17 protein-coding genes and 1 pseudogene are annotated in these 20045 nt (G+C 61.7%); 13 read left to right on the top strand and 5 right to left on the bottom strand.

Annotated features, from left to right (window positions below):
• Positions 1 to 44 precede the first annotated feature (44 nt).
• Both CIT26_RS13040 and CIT26_RS13045 read left to right on the top strand, forming a co-directional pair.
• Positions 45 to 1088 carry a tartrate dehydrogenase gene (locus tag CIT26_RS13040; RefSeq protein WP_095492948.1) on the top strand — a complete coding sequence of 348 codons (1044 nt, stop codon included), beginning with the start codon at positions 45 to 47 and terminating at the stop codon, positions 1086 to 1088.
• Positions 1089 to 1109: 21 nt separating this feature from the next.
• A complete protein-coding gene (locus tag CIT26_RS13045) occupies positions 1110 to 2585 on the top strand; it encodes an NAD-dependent succinate-semialdehyde dehydrogenase (protein WP_095492949.1) in 1476 nt (491 codons plus the stop codon).
• Between the two features lie 109 nt (positions 2586 to 2694).
• On the opposite strand, the gene CIT26_RS13050 is transcribed toward CIT26_RS13045, so the two are convergent.
• Complete coding sequence (locus CIT26_RS13050; RefSeq protein WP_095493074.1) at positions 2695 to 3384, bottom strand: haloacid dehalogenase type II; 690 nt, start codon at positions 3382 to 3384, stop codon at positions 2695 to 2697.
• On the opposite strand from CIT26_RS13050, the gene CIT26_RS36570 reads away from it, so the two are divergent.
• The 3 genes from CIT26_RS36570 to CIT26_RS13060 are packed head-to-tail and all read left to right on the top strand — an operon-like array spanning position 3383 to position 5938.
• A complete protein-coding gene (locus tag CIT26_RS36570; protein WP_167391389.1) occupies positions 3383 to 3709 on the top strand; it encodes a hypothetical protein in 327 nt (108 codons plus the stop codon). The two genes, CIT26_RS13050 and CIT26_RS36570, sit on opposite strands and share 2 nt — an antisense overlap.
• Positions 3706 to 4548: a GNAT family N-acetyltransferase gene (locus CIT26_RS13055; protein ID WP_095492950.1), complete on the top strand. Its 843-nt coding sequence runs from the start codon at positions 3706 to 3708 to the stop codon at positions 4546 to 4548. Before CIT26_RS36570 ends, CIT26_RS13055 begins: the two co-directional genes overlap by 4 nt.
• 13 nt (positions 4549 to 4561) lie before the next feature.
• Positions 4562 to 5938 carry an aspartate aminotransferase family protein gene (locus tag CIT26_RS13060; protein ID WP_095492951.1) on the top strand — a complete coding sequence of 459 codons (1377 nt, stop codon included), beginning with the start codon at positions 4562 to 4564 and terminating at the stop codon, positions 5936 to 5938.
• Positions 5939 to 5976: 38 nt separating this feature from the next.
• Here CIT26_RS13060 and CIT26_RS13065 read toward each other — a convergent pair whose 3' ends face one another.
• The 3 genes from CIT26_RS13065 to CIT26_RS13075 form a co-directional block, all read right to left on the bottom strand.
• Positions 5977 to 6453, bottom strand: coding sequence for an Lrp/AsnC family transcriptional regulator (locus CIT26_RS13065; RefSeq protein WP_029352587.1), 477 nt, complete (start codon positions 6451 to 6453; stop codon positions 5977 to 5979).
• Positions 6454 to 6463: 10 nt separating this feature from the next.
• Positions 6464 to 7537, bottom strand: coding sequence for a tartrate dehydrogenase (locus tag CIT26_RS13070; protein WP_095492952.1), 1074 nt, complete (start codon positions 7535 to 7537; stop codon positions 6464 to 6466).
• A gap of 83 nt (positions 7538 to 7620) precedes the next feature.
• Positions 7621 to 8946 (bottom strand): NAD(P)/FAD-dependent oxidoreductase, encoded by a 1326-nt coding sequence (locus CIT26_RS13075; protein ID WP_095492953.1) that lies wholly within the window; start codon positions 8944 to 8946, stop codon positions 7621 to 7623.
• A gap of 159 nt (positions 8947 to 9105) precedes the next feature.
• Here CIT26_RS13075 and CIT26_RS38755 point away from each other — a divergent pair.
• From CIT26_RS38755 to CIT26_RS13110, 7 genes and pseudogenes are all read left to right on the top strand, one after another.
• Positions 9106 to 9311 (top strand): annotated as a pseudogene (locus CIT26_RS38755) (FAD-dependent oxidoreductase); the annotation flags it as partial.
• A gap of 414 nt (positions 9312 to 9725) precedes the next feature.
• On the top strand, positions 9726 to 11390 hold the full coding sequence (locus CIT26_RS13085; protein WP_095493075.1) for an ABC transporter ATP-binding protein: 1665 nt from the start codon (positions 9726 to 9728) through the stop codon (positions 11388 to 11390).
• Between the two features lie 38 nt (positions 11391 to 11428).
• Positions 11429 to 13099, top strand: a complete 1671-nt coding sequence (locus CIT26_RS13090; RefSeq protein ID WP_095492954.1) for a peptide ABC transporter substrate-binding protein — start codon at positions 11429 to 11431, stop codon at positions 13097 to 13099.
• 69 nt (positions 13100 to 13168) lie between these two features.
• Positions 13169 to 14119, top strand: coding sequence for an ABC transporter permease (locus CIT26_RS13095; protein ID WP_095492955.1), 951 nt, complete (start codon positions 13169 to 13171; stop codon positions 14117 to 14119).
• Positions 14120 to 14154: 35 nt separating this feature from the next.
• Positions 14155 to 15033 carry an ABC transporter permease gene (locus tag CIT26_RS13100; protein WP_095492956.1) on the top strand — a complete coding sequence of 293 codons (879 nt, stop codon included), beginning with the start codon at positions 14155 to 14157 and terminating at the stop codon, positions 15031 to 15033.
• A gap of 58 nt (positions 15034 to 15091) precedes the next feature.
• Entirely contained in the window at positions 15092 to 16402 is a 1311-nt protein-coding gene (locus CIT26_RS13105) for an NAD(P)/FAD-dependent oxidoreductase (RefSeq protein WP_095492957.1), read from the top strand.
• A gap of 52 nt (positions 16403 to 16454) precedes the next feature.
• Positions 16455 to 17762, top strand: a complete 1308-nt coding sequence (locus CIT26_RS13110) for an NAD(P)/FAD-dependent oxidoreductase (RefSeq protein WP_095492958.1) — start codon at positions 16455 to 16457, stop codon at positions 17760 to 17762.
• Positions 17763 to 17924: 162 nt separating this feature from the next.
• Here the strand turns inward: CIT26_RS13110 and CIT26_RS13115 are convergent, their stop codons facing one another.
• Positions 17925 to 18863, bottom strand: a complete 939-nt coding sequence (locus tag CIT26_RS13115; RefSeq protein WP_095492959.1) for an ornithine cyclodeaminase family protein — start codon at positions 18861 to 18863, stop codon at positions 17925 to 17927.
• 353 nt (positions 18864 to 19216) lie between these two features.
• Here CIT26_RS13115 and CIT26_RS13120 point away from each other — a divergent pair, with 353 nt between their 5' ends.
• Positions 19217 to 20035 (top strand): GNAT family N-acetyltransferase, encoded by an 819-nt coding sequence (locus CIT26_RS13120; protein ID WP_245319391.1) that lies wholly within the window; start codon positions 19217 to 19219, stop codon positions 20033 to 20035.
• Positions 20036 to 20045: the final 10 nt, after the last annotated feature.

Consider the following 20045-nt stretch of genomic DNA (forward strand, 5'->3'; position numbering starts at 1 on the left):
TATTGTTCCGATGAAACGCCAGTGCAAATGAGGACCTCCATCAAATGAAGACCTACAACATAGCGCTCATCCCCGGCGACGGCATCGGCAGGGACGTGACTGGGGCGGCATGGCAGGTGATGCAGGCGGCGGCAAAACGGGGCGGTTTCGCCCTTGATGGCAAACGCTTCCCATGGTCCTGCGCCTACTACCTGGAAACCGGCGCAATGATGCCGCCAGACGGCATCGAGACACTTCGAAAATTCGATGCGATCTATCTCGGCGCTGTGGGGTGGCCCGCCGAAGTGCCTGACTCAGTATCGCTTCACGGACTGCTCCTGCCGATCCGGAAAGGGTTCACGCAGTACGCCAACATACGACCGCACAGGCTGTTGCCGGGCGTTCAGGGGCCCCTCCGCTCTGATGGATTCGACATCCTGTGCATACGCGAGAATACGGAAGGCGAATATTCCGGCGCCGGCGGGCGCGTTCATTCCGGCACAGCCAATGAGGTCGCGATTGAGACAGCAATCTTCACGCGTGCGGGTGTCGAACGGATCATGCGTTTCGGTTTCGAACAGGCGCGGGCGCGCCGCAAGAAGCTCGCATCTGTGACCAAATCCAACGCGCAGAAACATTCCATGGTTTTCTGGGACGAGGTGACGCGCGAGATAGCGAAAGACTATCCCGAAGTAGAGGTCTCGCACTACCACATCGACGCCATGGCAGCCCGCATGGTGCTGGCGCCTGAAAGCCTCGACGTAATCGTCGCCTCGAACCTCTTTGGCGACATCCTCACCGACATCGGAGCGGCCATTCAGGGCGGGCTGGGTTATGCCGCCTCTGCCAATATCAATCCTGATCGCAGCGCACCTTCCATGTTCGAGCCTGTCCATGGTTCGGCGCCCGATATCGCGCATCTCGGCGTCGCCAATCCGATCGCCGCGATCTGGTCCGGTGCGATGATGCTGGAGCATCTGGGCGAGCGGCATGCTGCGGCCGAAGTGATGTCGGCAATCGCGTCCGTAACCGCGCAGGGGATAGGCACGATCGCAGGCAAGGACCGGACTGAAACAATCACGCGAGCCGTGCTTGCGGCATTGAGCTGAAAAGGGCAGAGGAAAAAGACCATGAATGCGATCACGAAGATTGGCACCTTTAACGATGCGGACCTGTTCCGCCAGCAGGCGTTGATTGGCGGTGTCTGGCGGGAAGCGGATACAAAGGGCGTCGCCGAGGTCACCAACCCTGCCAGCCTGACTGTTCTCGGCACCGTTCCCGACATGGGGGGCGACGAGACCAGGGCCGCGATCGGTGCTGCGGCCGAAGCGTTCAGGAGTTGGAAGAAGAAAACTCATGCCGAGCGCGGGGGACTGCTGGAACGCTGGCACGGTCTCATTCGCCGGCATGAACAGGATTTGGCGCTCCTGCTGACTCTGGAACAGGGTAAGCCGCTTGCCGAGGCGCTCGCGGAGATCCGCTACGGCGCGTCGTTCGTGAAATGGTTCGCGGAGGAGGCGCGACGGATCGGTGGCTCGACCATTCCGTCACCCACTGCCGATCGCCGCATTCTGGTTCTCAAGGAAGCAGTCGGCGTCTGCGCCGTCATCACCCCGTGGAATTTCCCCAACGCGATGATCACGCGCAAGGTTGCGCCCGCCCTTGCCGCCGGCTGCACGGTAGTGATCAAGCCGTCCGAGTTCACACCATTTTCGGCGCTCGCGCTCGGCGTCCTGGCGGAGCGAGCGGGCATCCCGGCAGGCGTTATCAACATCGTAACCGGCATGCCGGCGGAGATCGGCAAAGAGCTGATGGCCAACGAAACGGTGCGCAAGATCTCCTTCACAGGTTCGACCCGCGTCGGCGCGCTTCTGATGAAGGGTGCCGCCGACGGCATAAAGAGGCTCAGCCTGGAACTCGGCGGGAATGCGCCCTTTATCGTCTTCGATGACGCAGATCTCGATCTCGCCGTCGAAGGGGCGGTAAACTCCAAATTTCGCAATGGCGGCCAGACCTGCGTCTGTGCCAACCGCATTCTCGTGCAGGCCGGCATCTATGAGGCGTTTGCTGCGAAGCTCGCCAGCCAAGTTGCAGGGATGAAGGTCGGTCCGGGCACGGAGGAGGGCGTCGTCATCGGGCCTATGATCAACGGTGCCGCAATTGAAAAGATCGAGCGGCACCTCGCGGATGCCCTGGAGAAGGGCGCAAGGATCATTGCGCAGAGCGATTCGTTACCGGAAGGCCGGCAGTACGCCCGGCCTATTCTGCTCGGCGATGCAACGACCGAAATGCTCCTGGCGTCGGAAGAGACGTTCGGCCCCGTGGCTCCGCTCTTCCGCTTCGAGACGGAGGAAGAAGCGATCGCGATCGCCAACGGAACGCCCTTCGGCCTTGCCGCCTATTTCTACACGGAAAACCTCAAGCGGTCGTGGCGTGTGGCCGAGGCGCTGGAGTTCGGCATGGTCGGCCTCAACACCGGCCTGATCTCGACAGAGGTCGCGCCTTTCGGCGGCGTGAAGCAGTCGGGGCTTGGGCGCGAAGGATCGCAGCTCGGGATAGAGGAGTATCTCGAGGTCAAGACGCTCCACGTCGGCGGGTTGAATTAGGGGCTTTTCCGGAGTTTCAACAGCGAGACCAGCAATGAGAAAGGGGCGGTCGAGCCGCCCCTTTCTGATTCGATACTTCGGATGCCGCGATGGCCGGAGGCCGCCAGCCTCAAGCAACTTCCCGAACGGGATCCAGGCCGACGGCGGCGGCCAGCCCGCCAATATCCTTGATCTCGGTATATTCGTAGAAGGGGTTCGCGGGCTCGTGGCCGCGATTCACCCAGACCTTGCTCTTGATACCGAGATCATAGGCGGTCATGAGATCGTAGCGGAATGAGGACGACACATGAGTAATGTCCTCAGGGCCGCAGCCGAGCTTGTCGAACATGTATTCGAAACCCTTCATCAGCGGCTTGTAGGCGCCGGTCTCCTCGGCCGTGATGACCATGTGGAAGGGTGCGCCGAGCTTCTCCACGTTCGACATGATCAGGCTTTTCATGGAGTTCGACAGGATCACCAGCGGGATTTCCTTGGCGACCTTAGCCAGGCCAGCCGGGACATCCGGGTGCGGACCCCATGTCGGCACTTCCTCATAGATGCGCTGGGCATCCTCGGGCCGGAATGCGACGCCGTTGCGCTTGCAGGTGCGTTCCACGGAATTGTGCACGACCTCGATATAGGGCTTCCAGGCGCCAAGAACCTCGTCGAGGCGATAGCCCGCGAAATCCTTGATGAACTGCGTCAACGCGGCAGGCGAAAGCTGCGAGCCGTAGACGCGCCTCGCGGCACCGGCCATATCGAAATTGGTGAGCGTGCCGTAGCAGTCGAAGGTGATGTATTTCGGTCTGAACGTCGACATGGCGACCATCCTCCTAGTTTTCTCGGCACAGCGTGCCTGTACCGCAATCACCATAGTCGGCGATCGGGAAGACCAACGGCCGCATTCGCCGCGACCTGAAGCAGATCGTTTCGTATTGCATCGCCGGTTTGGCAGAGAGTTGCGCCAGGTGTCCTTTCGAGCTTTGGGAGCAGCGCGGCCTGCCGGCCATGCTTCGGCAGAAGATGCGGCGCGAGCGGCGAAGGATAGTGAAAACGCGTGGCGCATGGCTGCCGGTCGGGAGGAACTGCTGTCTTTGGTGGTCTACCGTAAGCACCTGAAGACGAAGGCCGGAAATTCATCATGACCACACAACAGATCATCCTTGAAGAGATGACACCGGGGCACCTGGAAGGTGCTGTCGAGTTGTCTCGCCAAGTTAAATGGCCGCATCGCCGCGAGGATTGGGAGCTGGTCCAGTCAGTCAGCCGGGGGATCGTCGCTCTGGAAGAAGAACGCGTGGTGTCTACCATCATGATGACCCCCTACGGCGACGATGCCGCCGCCATCAACATGGTTATCGTCGATGCGGCCATGCGTGGCCGCGGGCTCGGCCGAAAGATGATGGAAGAGGCGCTTGCCAAGGCGGGTGAGCGCACCTGTTGCCTGGCGGCGACACGGGAAGGCCTGCCGCTCTATGAGAAGCTGGGCTTCGTCACGACTGGCGAGATCGTACAGCATCAGGGCGAGGCATTGCCTGTTTCCGCGCCGGCCCGTGTATCCTGGGCCGAGAGCGGCGATCTTGCCCGCCTCGGGGTGCTGGATCGCGAGGCATTTGGCCATGACCGTTCGGCGCTGATGAAGCTGCTTCGCGAGCGCGCGAAGTTCGCTGTCATTCGCGATGAAGGCGATACCCAGGCCTTTTCCGCCATCCGGCCATTCGGCCGGGGGCTGGTCATCGGGCCGGTGGTGGCGAGAAACGGTACCGAGGCCAAAGCCCTGATCGACTTTCTGCTCGCCCATCATCAGGGCAAGTTCGTCCGTGTCGATACCGGCGTTTCAATGGATCTTGCTGAATGGCTCACCGGGCGCGGGCTCGCGCACGTCGGCGGCGGAATCACGATGCGACGCTCCATGGCCACGCACAAAGAAAGCAAGCCCTCGCATCACCGCACATATGCGTTGGTCAGTCAGGCACTCGGTTGAATCGGAGGAAGAAATGCTGGCAAACTCACTGATCGAACTCGATCGCGCGCATCTGGTTCACCCGTTTTCATGCTATCGGAGCCACGAGGAAACCGGTGTGCGGGTGCTCAAATCCGCCAAGGGCGCGATGGTGACCGATGCAAGCGGGAAAACGCTGCTGGACGGATTCGCGGGTCTATGGTGTGTAAACATCGGATACGGGCAGGAAAGCGTCGTTGAGGCAGCGGCCAAGCAGCTAAGAGAGCTTCCCTATGCGACGGGATATTTCGGGCTGGGGTCCGAGCCTGCCATTCGTCTTGCTGCCAGACTTGCCGAACTGGCGCCCGGCGATCTGAACCATGTCTATTTCACGCTGGGCGGTTCCGACGCAGTCGACAGCACGATCCGTTTCATTCGCTACTACTACCATGCCAAGGGTACGCCGCAAAAGGACCAGTTCATCTCGGTCGAGTATGGCTACCACGGATCCTCGACGGCAGGGTCCGGTCTGACCGCGATCCCCGCTTTCCATGCGGGCTTCGGCGTGCCTTACGACTGGCAGCACAAGATTCCCTCGCACTATGCCTATCGCAATCCGGTCGGTTCCGATCCGCAGGCGATCATCGATGCATCGGTCGCGGCCCTGCGCGCCAAGATCGCGGAACTCGGCGCGGACCGCGTTGCGGCCTTCTACGCCGAACCCATTCAGGGTTCGGGCGGTGTACTCGTTCCACCGACAGGCTGGCTGAAGGCCCTGCACGCCGTGTGCAAGGAACACGACATTCTGTTCGTTGCCGACGAAGTCATCACTGCCTTTGGCCGCACCGGCCCGCTCTTCGCCTGTGACGAGGACGATGTGGTGCCGGATTTCATAACCACGGCGAAGGGACTGACCTCGGGCTACGTGCCGATGGGCGCAGTCTTCATGTCGGACCATGTCTACAATACGATCGCGGACGGAGCCGGCAAAGCGCCTGTCGGCCATGGCTACACCTATTCAGCCCATCCCGTGAGCGCGGCGGTGGGGCTGGAATGCCTGCGTCTCTACGAAGAGGGCTTGCTCGAGAACGGGCGGAAGGCCGGGAAGCGCTTGATGGAAGGCCTTCGCTCGCTCGCCGACCACCCGCTGGTTGGCGATATTCGCGGTCGCGGCATGCTGGCCGCGGTCGAGCTGGTCACTGACAAGGAGCGCAAGACGCCCATGCCGGCGGCAGCCGATCCGGGTCGCCGTATTTTCGACCGCGCATGGGCGAACGGCCTCATCATCCGCGCCTTCAACAGCGGCATCCTGGGCTATGCGCCGCCGCTCTGCTGCACCGAGGACGATATCGATGGAATCCTCGAACGCACGCGGATGACGCTGGATCAAACCCTCGAAGACAAGGACGTGCGGGCGGCGATGAAAAGATGATCGTCCAGACTGCCGCCGCATGCGCGGCAGCCTCTTCCTCATCTGTCGAATATGGCGTCGAGCGGCAAATGAGATTTCACGATAGGGGATTTCAGCACGACGAAGCTGAAATATTTGTCGATGCCGATGTCCATTTCGACAAGGCGCTCCATGACCGTCTGGTATTCGGTGATTCCCGCTGTGACAAACTTCACCAGGTAGTCGTAGCCGCCTGAAACAAGATGGCATTCGATGACGGAATCGATCTTCTCGACGGTGGCAAGAAACCGCGCGAAGTCGTTCTGCCGATGGTTCCTGAGCGTGATCTCGGTGAAGACCGTCAACGTCTGCCCGAGCTTGGAGACGTCGATCTGGGCGGAATAACCTGTGATGAAGCCTTCCGCCTGAAGCTTCTTGACCCGCATCAGGCAGGGGCTCGGTGACAGATACACCAGCTCGGCAAGCTCGACGTTGGATATCCGACCGTTCTTTTGCAGCTCGGAGAGAATTTTGATGTCGATCTTGTCGAGCTTCATCAGAAACCTGTCACACGTTCGAACCGCGGATCGTCCGGCAAACGGCGTCTGTTACTTCCTGCGTGGTCGCGGTGCCACCAACGTCCGGCGTCAACACGCCTTCACTCGTCACCGATTCCACAGCGCGCATCAACCGGGCAGCCGCGTCGTTCTCGCCCAAATGGTCGAGCATCTGGGCAGCGGTCCAGAAGGTGGTGACAGGGTTGGCGATACCTTTGCCGGCAATGTCGAATGCCGAGCCGTGGATAGGCTCGAACATCGCGGGATAGCGCCGCTCGGGATCAATATTGGCGGTCGGTGCTACGCCGAGACTGCCCGCAAGCGCGCCCGCAAGGTCCGACAATATGTCGGCGTGAAGATTGGTGGCGACGATCGTATCGAGGCTCCGTGGTTTCAGCGTCATGCGCGCCGTCATAGCATCAACCAGCATCTTGTCCCACGTGACGTCCGGGAATTCCCGTGCCACCTCGGCGGCGATTTCGTCCCACATTACCATGCCGTGACGCTGCGCGTTGGATTTCGTAACAACTGTCAGGAGCTTTCGCGGCCGTGACTTCGCCAGCCGGAATGCATAGCGCATGATGCGGGTGACGCCGACGCGCGTGAAGATCGCGACCTCGGTTCCGACTTCCTCGGGGAGGCCGCGATGGGCGCGGCCGCCGTGGCCCGAATACTCGCCCTCGGAATTCTCCCGCACGATCACCCAATCCAGATCGCCAGGGCCAACGCCCGCCAGCGGAGAAGCAATGCCCGGCAATATCCTGGTCGGCCGCACGTTCGCGTACTGATCAAAGCCCTGGCAAATCGGCAGCCGGAGGCCCCAGAGAGTGATGTCGTCGGGCACATCGGGAGCGCCGACCGCGCCAAAGAAGATAGCGTCGAAACGCTTCAGTTGCGTCACACCGTCCTCGGGCATCATCCGACCATGGGCCTTGTAGTAGTCTGAGCCCCAGTCGAAGTGCTGGACGCGCAGCTTGAAGTCGCCGCAGCGCTCTTCAAGTGTCTCAAGCGCCTGGAGACCGGCGGCAATGACCTCTGGGCCGATCCCGTCGGCCGGAATGGCGGCAATCTCATATACGCGCATCGTCACTTTCCCTGTTTTCGTGCTGGCCGCCTCACGGCCTCAATCTCATGTGCGACCGGTTGGATGTTGGCAAATCGGTCTTCTCAGAATTCAGCGACCTTGCCCCACGCAGCGGTCTTCAGACGCTCCGGCCTATAAGGACGTGGATCGACAATAGGCTCGCTGCCGGTGATGATGTCGGCGATCATATGCCCGGCGCCGGGGCCAATCCCGAAGCCGTGGCCGCTGAATCCCGCCGCCAGGATGAAGCCCGGAATCCCCTCGATTTCACCGACTGCCGGGATGCCATCGGGCGTGCTGTCGACATAGCCCGCCCAAGCATGAGAAATCGCGGTGCGCTTGAGTTCGGGCAGCAATCCGCAGGCTCTTTGATATGTCAGGCGAATCTGCCTCATGTCAGGCTTGGGGTCGAGAATGCGGTTCCGTTCCATTGGTGTCACGTCGTCAAGTACCCATTTCCTCAGGCTTTCATGACCTTGACGCCAGCCCTCGAACGCTCCCGGGGCCAGACTGCGCCAGCGGCGGGCGAACATGGGCACGAACTCGCGGCTGAACCTGAGCTGCTGCGGCGTTGGATCGACTCGCGCCCGCCCGCTGATCGCCAGCGTGTATCCACCGTTGCCGCGCCGCGTCAGCGAGACGCGCGCGGTATGCAGGGCATCCGGCAGGCCATTTGCGCCCGGCGCTACGGCTAGAATGGACTGACGCACGGCAGCTTGCGGGAAACGAACACCAAGCTGGTTGCAGAAGGAAGAAGCCCACGCGCCTCCGGCCATGACCACGGTCGTTGTCCGGATGGTTCCCGCTTCTGTAACGACGCCGCTGACCCGGCCGGCGCTCAACTCTATGCCGCGAGCCGCGCAATATTGATGTACGGAGCCGCCAGCCGCCATGATCCCAAGCGCGGCTACAGGTACCGCCCTCGAGGTGTCTGCCGTTCCGTCGGTCGGTGAGAAAACGCCGCCCTTCCACTTGCGGCCGGTCGCTTTGCCCCGTTCGGTGGCTTTTTCCGCGCTCAGCATATGCGTCGTGACACCGACGGTCCTTGCAAAATCGCGCCACTTTGCCCAACCTGCGAGTTCATCGTCGTTTTGCGAGAGATAGAGCAGCCCGCAACGGCGAAAGCCGGTGTCTTCGCCAGTCTCCTGCGCCACTTTTTCCCAGAGACCGAGGCTCTTGGTTGCCATCGGCAACTCGCGCGCGTCACGGTTCTGCTGGCGGCACCAGCCCCAGTTGCGGCTGGACTGTTCGGCGGCCACGCGTCCTTTCTCCAGCAGGGCAACGCTGACGCCGCGGCGTGCGAGATAATATGCCGTGAATACGCCTACCACGCCGCCGCCGATGACGACGACGTCCGCCTCGCGAGGCAGGGAAGGGCTAGACTCGATGTGCATGAGCGGCGCGGGCATGGATGGGGACTCCGGTAATTTGAAGCATCCTAACCTGCCGCCTGCAGAGGCAGGCTGCGAAGTTTGTGCCTGGACGGAATATCGTGCGGCTAGCGGCCCCTTGGACGGGCAATTGTTCGGCGAAAAGCTCGCTGTCACCGGGGCAAGCAGGAGTACACTTCATGCAGTCGCGTCATCTACGCCATGGGCTATTCAGGGCGCGGCGCGCAGTTGTCGACCTTGATCGGCAGTGCCTTGGCCGACATTGCGATGGGCCGCACGGACATTCGACCGCATGGCCTGGCACACGGTGCCGATGCACCGGAAGGCCCTGGTTCCTGCCCGTCGTGGGGGCGTATTGCCGCATGAAGGATATGGTTGCCTGATCATGTCGCGGGCGCCGAACAGCTGCAGAGTGAAATGCCGAACTGGACGTTCTTTTCAGAAGTTCCTGCCGCCCGAGGGCCAAGTTTCGATGACTCTGCGGAAACAAAACAGTCAAACTGGCTGAAAGAACGGAGCAACCCTTCCTTATAGCGGGCAAGCTCCAGAGGACTTCCGATAGGCAGGGCTTACGCCTTCGGAGAGTTCTCCAAGAAAAGGGAACAGTGTCCGGTACACGGACCGAATTTCATCAAGGGAGCCGCCAGGATGAGCAGAATCCGTTTCTCGCAGCCTCAGGGCGCGAAGCGCCGAGATGGCCAGACGACGGCCGCTACGGTGAGGCGCTTCTGCTCAAAGGGCGATGATGCGGTCCGCAACAGCGTGGACCCGCTCGGTTGAAAGGGGAGGTGATCTCGATGATCGCAAGCATTCAGGCTGTAGCCCCCCACGATGTGGCGCTTTCGATACGCGACCTCACGGTGAATTTGCCGCAAGGCATGGAACGGACTTATGCCGTCGAGAACATCTCCTTTGATCTGAAGCGCGGCCAGATCCTGTGCATCATCGGCGAATCCGGATCGGGAAAGTCTGTCACAGCCAATGCGATCATGGGGCTTCTGCCCAAGGTGATCCGCGTCTCCTCGGGCGCCATCCAGCTGGATGGGATGAACATCATAGGCCTGTCGCCCGACAAGCTGCGCAGCCTGCGCGGCCGGGTTGTCTCGATGATTTTCCAGGATCCGCTCTCGGCACTCAATCCGCTGATGACGGTGGGCGCGCAGATCGACGAAGTCATGGCGGCGCATGGCGTCGGCACCCCGAAATCCCGTCGCGGCCGCGCTGTCGAGTTGCTGACCGAGGTGGGGTTGCCCGACCCCGAACTCATGTATCATCAGTATCCGTTCCGGCTTTCTGGCGGGCAGCGGCAGCGGGTTATGATCGCCATGGCGCTGGCGCTTGAACCCACGATCCTGATCGCGGATGAACCGACGACCGCGCTCGACGTGACCACACAGGCACAAATTCTGGAGCTGATCCGCGACATTCAGCGCCGCAAGGGGATGAGCGTCATGTTCATCACCCACGACTTCGGAGTGGTGGCCGAGATCGCAGACAGTGTCGTCGTGATGGAGAAGGGCCACATCGTCGAACAGGGTAGCGCCCAACAGGTCCTGAAGTCGCCGGGCCATCCCTACACCCGGCGCCTTATCGCGGCCGTCCCGCGCCTGACCGGCGAGGACCGCGTTCCTCTGGAGACGGCCAATAAAGCGCCGATCCTGAAGGTCGAAGGCCTGGTGAAGACCTACCGCAGCGGCAGTTCCCTGTTTGGCTCGCAGCGCGTCGTGCCCGCGGTCAACGAGGTCTCGTTCGATCTGGCGCCCGGGCGCACGCTGGGCGTTGTGGGCGAAAGCGGTTCCGGCAAATCGTCGCTTGGCCGGCTTTTGATCAAGCTGCTGGACAGCGACGGCGGCGGGATTCTGTTCGAGGGCCGCGACATCGCCAAGCTTTCCGAAGCCGAATTCCGCCCGCTGCGGCCGCGGGTTCAGATGATCTTCCAGGATCCCTTCGCCTCGCTCAACCCGCGCTCGACGATCGGCCACATCCTGACCGTTGGCCCAGTCGCGCACGGGATGCCCTATGCCCAGGCGCGTGATGAGGCGAAGGCGCTCCTGGCTCATGTCGGACTCGATGCCGGCGCCTTTGGTCGCTTTCCGCATGAATTTTCCGGTGGGCAGCGCCAGCGCATAGGCATCGCTCGGGCGCTGATGTTCAAGCCGAAGCTGCTGATTGCCGACGAAGCTGTGTCGGCGCTCGACGTGTCGATCCAGGCCCAGATCCTGCAGCTGCTGGACCAAATCCAGGGGGAGACCGGCGTGTCGATGATCTTCATCACCCACGATCTGCGCGTCGCCAGCCAGATCTGCGACGAAATCGCGGTGATGCAGAAAGGGCGGATCGTGGAACGCGGACCGCCCTCGCAAATCTTCCTCGACCCGCAATCAGCCTACACGCGTGAGCTGGTGGCGGCGATTCCTGGAGAGCAGCCGGGATCTACCCGTCCGGTTGCAGCAAATGGGTAAGAGCCACGGCGGATACCGCCAGAACAAGGGGAATTCCAATGACTGAACGCTCAGACACCAAATCAAACTACTCGCGGCGCGATGCACTGCGATTGATGGCGATAGGCGGGGCGGCAGGCCTCATTGCGCCCAATCTGTTGGGCAAGCCCGCCTTCGCCCAGACCCCGCCAGCGAGCCCAACCGGTCGCGTCGTCGTCGGACTTTCGCAGGAACCCACCGTGTTCAATCCGTTGATGCCGCATATCGAGGTCGACGACGCTGTGCATTTCTCGCTTTTCGATGCGCTCTTCCGCATGGATCCCAAAGGCGTTCTTCAGCCCAATCTAGCGGTCGAAGTGCCAAGCCAGAAAAACGGCGACATTTCAGAGGACGGTCTTAAGTGGCGCATCCGCCTGCGTGACGACGTCCGCTGGCACGACGGCAAGCCCTTCACGGCTGAGGATGTGAAATTCACTCTTGAGCTCATCACCAATCCGCAATTCCGCGCCTGGCGCACGGCCGGCCATTCGCTGGTGCGCGATATCAAGGTGGTCTCGCCGACCGAGCTCACCTGGCGGATGGAGGAGGCTTTCGCCCCCTACCTGTCGTTTCTCGCCGAAACCTTCATGGTTCCCAAGCACATCCTCGAAAAAGAGGCCGACCCCAACGCCGCCGCCTTCAATCAGGCGCCTGTCGGCACTGGCGCATTCAAATGGGCGCAGCGCGTTGCCGGTGATCATATCGAACTCGTCGCGAACGCGGATTATGTCGGGGAGGGCCCCTATTTGGAGCGGCTCGTCTTCAAATACATCCCCGACATGACGGTGCTCTACACCCAGTTCAAGAGCGGCGACATTGATCTTGTCGACCAAGCATTCATAACCGCCGACCACTACGCGGAAGCCAGCAAACTATCGGATCGTGTGGTCAAGCTGGAGTCTGGGGCATCGGTCGAGTCGATCTATCTCAATCTTGAGAAGCCGCAATTCAAGGACCCGGCGGTCCGCCAGGCGCTCTACGCCGCAATCGATAGGAAAGCGATCCTCGAAGCAATTTATTACGGGGTCCACACCCCCACCGAGACGTTCATGCCGCAGAGTTCCTACTACTACAATCCGAACCTGCCGGCCCAGGAGTTCAACCTCGAGCGCGCGGGCCAGATCCTCGACGAGGCCGGCTGGGTACCCGGAGCCGATGGAATACGGGTGAAGGACGGGGTGCGTCTGTCGTTCGCCAACTCCACCACCTCCGGCAACCACCTGCGCGAGCAGACGCAGCAGTTCCTGCAGCAGACATTCGCCGAGATCGGGGTGGAGATGACCATCTCGAACCTGCCGGCCGCCGTCATGTGGGGCGATTTCTGGCTCAAATCGCAGTTCGAGTCAGCCATCTCCGGTGTAACAAATGTCATCGCGGGCGACCCCGACGTTTCCAACCGCCTGCACACCAAGGCGATCGTCGCGAAGGGCGGAAAGGGCTCGAACACAGGCCAATACTCCAACCCGGAGGTCGATGCGCTGCTCGAGAAGGGCACCCGCACCTTCGATCGGGAAGTGCGGCGCGCCATTTATCTGCGTGTGCAGGAAATCGTCCGTCAGGATCTGCCGTTCCTGCCTCTGTTTGCCTCCACCAACGTGTTCGGCCGCAAGGAAGGGCTGGAGGGTTTCGAGGCAAATTCCAACACCCGCGTCGCATCCTGGCATGCCGCCGGATGGTATTGGAAGGGCTGACATACATACGCCGCCGCCGCCTCGCGGCGGCGGCCAGTCTTCGGCGCTGTCTTGAAAGAGGAGAGTTGAATGCGCGGCTTCCTGCTGAACCGGCTCTCGCAGAGCCTCATCCTGCTCCTGATCGTCTCGCTCATCGGGTTCCTCGTCCTGAACCTGCTACCGGGAGGGCCACTGGCGCAATTCGGGCTCGATCCCAGCATGACGCAGGACGATCTCGATCGCCTGAAAGAGCAATTGGGGCTGAATCGGCCGCTGTGGATGCAATATCTCGACTGGGCCTGGCGGCTTCTCCAGGGCGACTGGGGCCACTCCTTCCGCGACGGCGCGCCTGTGCTGGCCGTGATTGGCCGGCACGTCTTTGCCACGCTGCTGCTGATGGGTACGTCCACCGCGATTGCGATCGCGATCGGCACCTGGATCGGTATCCGCGGCGCCACGCACCGCTACTCGCTGTTCGACCATCTGGCGACGATCGGCGCCATGGTCGCACTGTCAATCCCGACCTTCTGGTTCGGGCTCGTCGGCATCTATATCTTCTCCCTGCGGCTGGGCTGGGTCCCTGCAGGCAACATGTACACGATCGGCGACGGTTCGGTCCTGAACTACCTGCATCACCTGATCCTGCCAAGCATCGTGCTGTCGCTGGTGCATGTCGCGATCTGGAGCCGCTACATGCGCACGGCGACGCTCGACGCCATCAGCCAGGATTTTGTCAAGACCGCCCGCGCCAAGGGCCTGAGCGAGCGCCGAGTCATAATGAAGCACGTCGTCGGCAATGCGCTTTTGCCGATGATCACACTGGCCGGGGTGCAGCTTCCCAGCATCCTGACCGGCGCGCTGGTGACGGAGACAGTGTTTACCTGGCCAGGCATGGGGCGGCTGTTCCTCGACAGCCTCGGCTACAGCGACTACCCGGTCGTGATGGGACTGCTGATGTTCTCAGCCATCCTCGTCATTCTCGGCAACCTGATCGCAGACATCGTGGTGGCGATCGTCGACCCGCGTATTCGTCTGGGTTGAGCGCGTAACCTCACGCCCAACAGGAGGCACCCGAAATGACCGCTCTCGCCGCAAATGCAGAACCAAGCCGCTGGTGGCGCAGCCGCACCGTGCGCCGGTTCACCAGCCATCACCTGGCGTTGCTGGGGGTGGCGATGATCGCCGTTCTCACGCTGGCATGCGTGTTCGGCCCTCATCTCCTGCCCTATGATTCCCTATACATCGATTTGCGCGCCCGCTTTTCACCGCCGCTGACCGGCGACCACTATCTCGGGACCGATCCTTTGGGGCGGGACGTGGCGGCGCGACTGTTCATGGCGGGGAGGACCTCACTGCTGGTGGCTTTCTCTGCCATGCTGCTGTCGACGCTTATCGGAACGTTCGTCGGCGTGATCGCGGGCTACCGCGGCGGCTGGATCGGCGCAGCGCTGATGCGCACGGTCGACGGCTTCCTGTCATTCCCCTCCATCTTCCTGCTGCTGGCCTTGGCCGCGGCACTGAAGCCAAGCCCGGCCATGGTCACCGTGATCGTCGCTGTCACCAGCTGGATGGAGGTAGCCCGAATTGTCGAGGCCGAGGTGCGGTCATTGCGCGAGCGCGAGTTTGTGCTGGCCGGGCGCATGCTGGGGCTTAGCGGCACGCATATCATGTTCCGCGAAATCCTTCCCAACGCCATGGGTCCGATCATCGTGGCCGCTACGCTGACAGTGGCGCGCGCGATCCTGCTGGAAGCCTATATCAGTTTCCTGGGTTATGGCATTCAGCCGCCGCTACCCAGCTGGGGCAACATGCTCGAGGGCGCCCAGCAGTATCTGGACAGTGCGCCCTGGCTGGCGATCATTCCCGGGGCCGCCATCACCATGGCCGTGACAAGCTTCAATTTCATCGGCGACGGGCTGCGTGATGCGCTCGACGTGCGCGACGACCGTGTCTGATCTCGTCGACAAATGCGGCCCAATTCCGATACCGAAAACCCAGTGAGAAGTGACTCACATGCACGAACCGAAAGTCGCCGACAAGAACACACCCTACTGGTGGGAAGCGGCGCCCGTCATGCCGCTGCCGCCGCAGCCCCTGGCCAGGAAGGTCGATGTGGCGATCATCGGCGCCGGCTATGCCGGCCTTTCGGCCGGGCTTGCGCTGGCGCGCGAGGGGCGTTCGGTTGCAGCTTTTGATGCGATGAATCCCGGCGAGGGGGCCTCGTCGCGCAACGGCGGAATTACCAGCGGGAACATCCGGCTGGACTACGCCACGATCACCCGGCGCTTCGGCGAAGAGAAGGCCATGGCGATCGAGGCCGAGGGCAAGGTCGCGCGCGAATTCCTTTACGACTTCATCAAGTCGGAAAAGCTCGACTGCGACTTTCAACTGGTTGGCCTGTTCAAGGGCGCCATCGGATATGAACAGTACGAGAAGATGGCCCGCGGCGCCGAGGCGTTGGCGAGGAAACTGGGGATCGAATCTTACGCCGTTCCATATGCAAAGCAGCGCAACTACGCCGGCACCGACTTCTATCGCGGCGGCATGGTTCGGATGGACATCGGTGGGCTGCACCCGGCGAAGTTCCACGCCGAGCTCCTGCGGGTGGCGCTCGCTTCGGGACTGGCGGTGCATTCGAACACGCCCGTGACCTCGATTGAAAGGGATGGCTCCGGGTTCCGCGTGGCCACTTCGGCCGGAACAGTGCAGGCGCGGCAGGTGCTGGTCTGCACAAATGGCTACACGGATGGCGCCAGTCCCTTCCTGCGCCGCCGCCTGGTGCCGGTTCGCAGCCGGATCATTGCCACCGAGGAACTCGCGCCTGAAGTGATGGCGCGCCTGATGCCGAAGCTGATGATGATGGGCGAGGGCCGCGAGCTTGGCTTCTATTACCGCCCTTCGCCGGACGGCAGACGCATCCTGCTGGGCGGGCGCGACAGCTCGCGCGCAGGCGATCCGGCAGCCCCGACGCTCCGTCTGCGCAGCGGACTGGTCGAACTTTTCCCTGAACTGGAAAATGTTCGACTTTCGCACAGCTGGTTCGGCAATGTGGCGATGCACCGCGACATGCTGCCCCGCATCTTCGAGAAGAACGGCGTGGTCTATGCCACCGGCTTCTGCGGTTCGGGTGTGGTCTGGGCGCCGTGGATTGGCACGCGTGCGGCCCACAAGCTGATGGGACATGGCGAGCAGGCGCGCACCGCGTTCGACTTTCGGCCGCCTGCGGCCATCCCGCTGTATCATGGCAATCCGTGGTTCATGCCGGCCGTTATCAAGGGCTACGCCCTGCAGGACCGTATCGCCTGGTGGCGCGCCAGCCGCTGACAGGCGGATATACTTTCTGAGGGGCATTCCTCTATGGACCGGGCAAGCGGGAATGAAGACTCAAATAGTCGTCGTTGGCGGTGGGGCTGGAGGTCTTGAACTCGTGCGGCGGCTCGGAGCACGGTTCGGCCGTAAGGATTTCGATATCATTCTTGTGGAGCGGAACCACACCCATGTCTGGAAGCCGCTCCTCCATGAGGTTGCGGCCGGATCACTCGACGCAAATCTTGACGAAGTGGGCTACCGCGGCCACGGGCACCGTTGGGGCTACCGCTTCTTCTACGGGTCGTTGGAGGCCATCGATCGCACAGCGCGGCAGGTCATAGTGGCGCCGATTTTCGACGATGACGGGTCGGAACTGGTCGGTCGACATCGGCTCCGATACGATTACCTCGTTATCGCGATCGGGTCGGTTTCAAACGACTTCGGTACTCCCGGAGTCAAGGATCACTGTCTTTTCCTCGAAGACCGTCATCAAGCGGATCGCTTTCGATTGAAGTTGTTGAATCATTGTCTTCGAGTTTCCAGGACAATGTCAGCTGATCCAACCGACGACGCGTTTGTTAATATAGCTATCGTAGGTGGCGGTGCGACAGGCGTTGAACTCGCTGCTGAACTCTACAATGCTGCATCATCTCTTAGACACTATGGCCTGGAAGTCTTCGACGAGACCCGGCTGAGGGTCACATTGATAGAGGCCGGGCCGCGGATTCTTCCGGCTCTCCCAGATGCTTTAGCAAAGGCCGCGCATCAGGAACTTGAGGCCCTCGGCGTCCGGGTGCTCGCAAACACATCTGTATCGGAAGCAACGGAAACGGGATTGAGGTGCGCTACCGGGGAGCAAATACACGCCAATATTTGCGTGTGGGCTGCAGGAGTGCAGGGGGCAAATATTCTAGGAGAGCTCGACGGACTTGAGGTGGCGCGTAGCAGGCAACTTGTCGTCCTTCCCACCCTCCAAACGAGCCGGGACGAGCGCATCTTCGCCATAGGCGATTGCTGCTTTTTCAAGCCAGAGGGGGCGGGCGGCCCGGTGCCACCACGAGCTCAGGCTGCCCACCAGATGGCATCGACCGCTTATCGCAACATTCTTCACTTGATTGCTGGGGAAACGCCGGAAGCATTTGTCTATCGGGACAAGGGCTCGTTAGTGTCGTTGAGCCGGTTTTCCACCGTCGGTAGCTTAATGGGAAACCTCGTCGGAGGGCGGATGGCGATCGAGGGGCGGCTGGCCAGGATGATCTACGTGTCTTTGTACCGCATGCACTTGGTGGCCATACATGGCTGGGTCAAAGGCTTGGCTCTTATTCTGGTCGGCCATGCCAACCGGGTTGTCCGTCCGCGTCTTAAATTGCATTGACGTTGGTTATGCGCCTGGCAGGCTCGGACACGCGACCGAAGGATGCCGCTGAGGTCTGCATTGGACTCGCCTGAGCGACGCCCGAGTGGTCTTGCCACATGCCGCCATCGTTAACGGTGGTGCGTGGTACAGCAGCGCTGCGGGCTAGTCTAGCACGCTAGATCAGCGGTGGGACGCCTTTGCGCGGATCAGCGCGCCGGCCATGTAGAGGTCCTGTAGGGAGATGCCGGAACTGTCGAAGACCGTGATTTCGTTGTCGAAGCGGCGTCCGGGCGCACGCTTTTCAATGACGTCGCCGATTGGTGTTACCGCAAGCACGCCAGCGTCGATCTCGTCGCGCAAATGTTGGAACTCGCCGATCTGGACGGACTGGGAGAGCAGATCACAAAACAGACGCGCCCTGGGAAATAAGTCGCTCGGCAATTCGCGCTTGCCCGGAGCATCCGACCCCATGCTGACGATATGAGTTCCGGGTCCCACCCAAGCGGCATCGAACAGCGGTTCGCGTGAGGGTGTCGCCGTCACCACGATGTCGGCCGCGCGCACGGCTTCTTCGGGCAAGGCTGCGCGCGCCTCCAGATCCCTTTCTCCGATCTGATCGACAAGAGCGTCGCGTCGCGGCGAAGGCCGGGCCACGACCAGCACGGTTTCGATTGGGCGGATGCGTGCCAGCGCCCTCACTTCGAAGCCCGCCTGGTTGCCGGCGCCGAATATCGCCAGAACCTTGGCTTGCTTGCTCGCAAGAAGATCGGCCGCAACCGCGTCGGCGGCGGCCGTCCTGTAGGCGTTGACCTTGCCGGCCTCGATTACGGCGCCGAGCCGACCTGTATGCTGATCGAGCAGCACGATGGTGGAGTTGTGGCGGGGAAGGCCACGTGCCGGGTTGCCCGACCAGAAGGAACCAATTTTCACTCCAGTCAGGTCGTCCGACGAACCGGATTTGATTGAGAAGGTATTGGTCGCCTCCTGTGTGCGCCCGAGAACAGCGGGAAAGACCAAGCTCTGCGGCGATGCTGCCGCCACGAGAGCCTCCCGCGCCGCCTCGAAGGCAAGTTCATGCGTGACGAGGGCGGCTGACTCCTCTTCGCTGATGTAGATCATCCAAAATTCCTCCTGAGCATCAAGCGTTTCATCGCTGGGGAATGTTGCGGCCAAGCCATTGCAGAGGCTGAGATCACACCCATTGTGAATCGTGCGGACGCCGATCGCGGGGCAATCACGAAGGGGCGATTCAAGGTGCCAGATATTCCTCGCCCGATTTGCGCCACATGGCATGCCGACGGACGGCTCAAAACGAATGATCCCGCTGAATTGAAAGGGCAAAACAGCAGCGAAATCTGGCCGCCGGACGCGACTCTAAGGTCCGACTTCAATCTGACTTTGGATCAAGTGACAGCGTTGCACTCATGGCCGTTGAGCATGACAGAGATATCGTCAGCGCCCCGAGCGAGCTGATGAAATTCGAGACCCGCCATGTGCCGGGCGCGCTAAAGCTGTCGCAGGAGATGGGCTGGCCTTATCGCCAGGAGGACTGGGAATTTGCCTTGACGGTCGGCAATGGCCTGGTCCTCGAGCGGGCAGGACAGGTGATCGGCACTGCCATGTCGTGGAATTACGGACAGGCCTATGCCATGGCCGGGATGATCATAGTCACTGGCTCCGCACAAGGCGGTGGCAACGGCTCCCGGCTCTTTGACGGGTTGCTTCAGGCCACGGACGGTCGCAACGTGCTGCTCAATTCGACGGAAGAGGGGCTCGCGCTCTATAAGCGGCGCGGCTTTACCGCCTGGGGCAGGGTGCTTCAGCTTCAGGGCCCGCTGACCGTCGCCGTGACGCAGAGTGCCCGCAACGACGTTCGCCAGGCGACGGTCTCCGACCTCGCGGCGATCCAGGCGTTCGACGAACGGGCCATGGGCATGCCCCGGCCGTCGATGGTGGCTGCGCTCGCCGATGCGGGCAAGGTCGTCGTTATCGAGCGCGCGGGACGGGTTGCAGGCTACGCCATCGCCAGGAAGTTCGGGCGCGGCTATGTCGTCGGCCCCTGTGCGGCCGAAAGCGTGGAGGACGCGCGGCTTTTGATCCTGGCGCAGCTTTCCAGACTTCACGATCAATTCGTTCGCATCGACGTCTATGCCGAAGATGGATTGGGCGACTGGCTCGAGAGCCTCGGCCTCGAGCGAGCCGGCGGTGCGACCGCAATGGTCAAAGGGCAACGACCCGTCTCCGACGGGTCGGCCCATATGTATGCCTTGGCGAACCAATCGTTCTTTTAGGAAACGAGAT

Source organism: Mesorhizobium temperatum (assembly GCF_002284575.1).
GTDB classification, from domain to species: domain Bacteria; phylum Pseudomonadota; class Alphaproteobacteria; order Rhizobiales; family Rhizobiaceae; genus Mesorhizobium; species Mesorhizobium temperatum.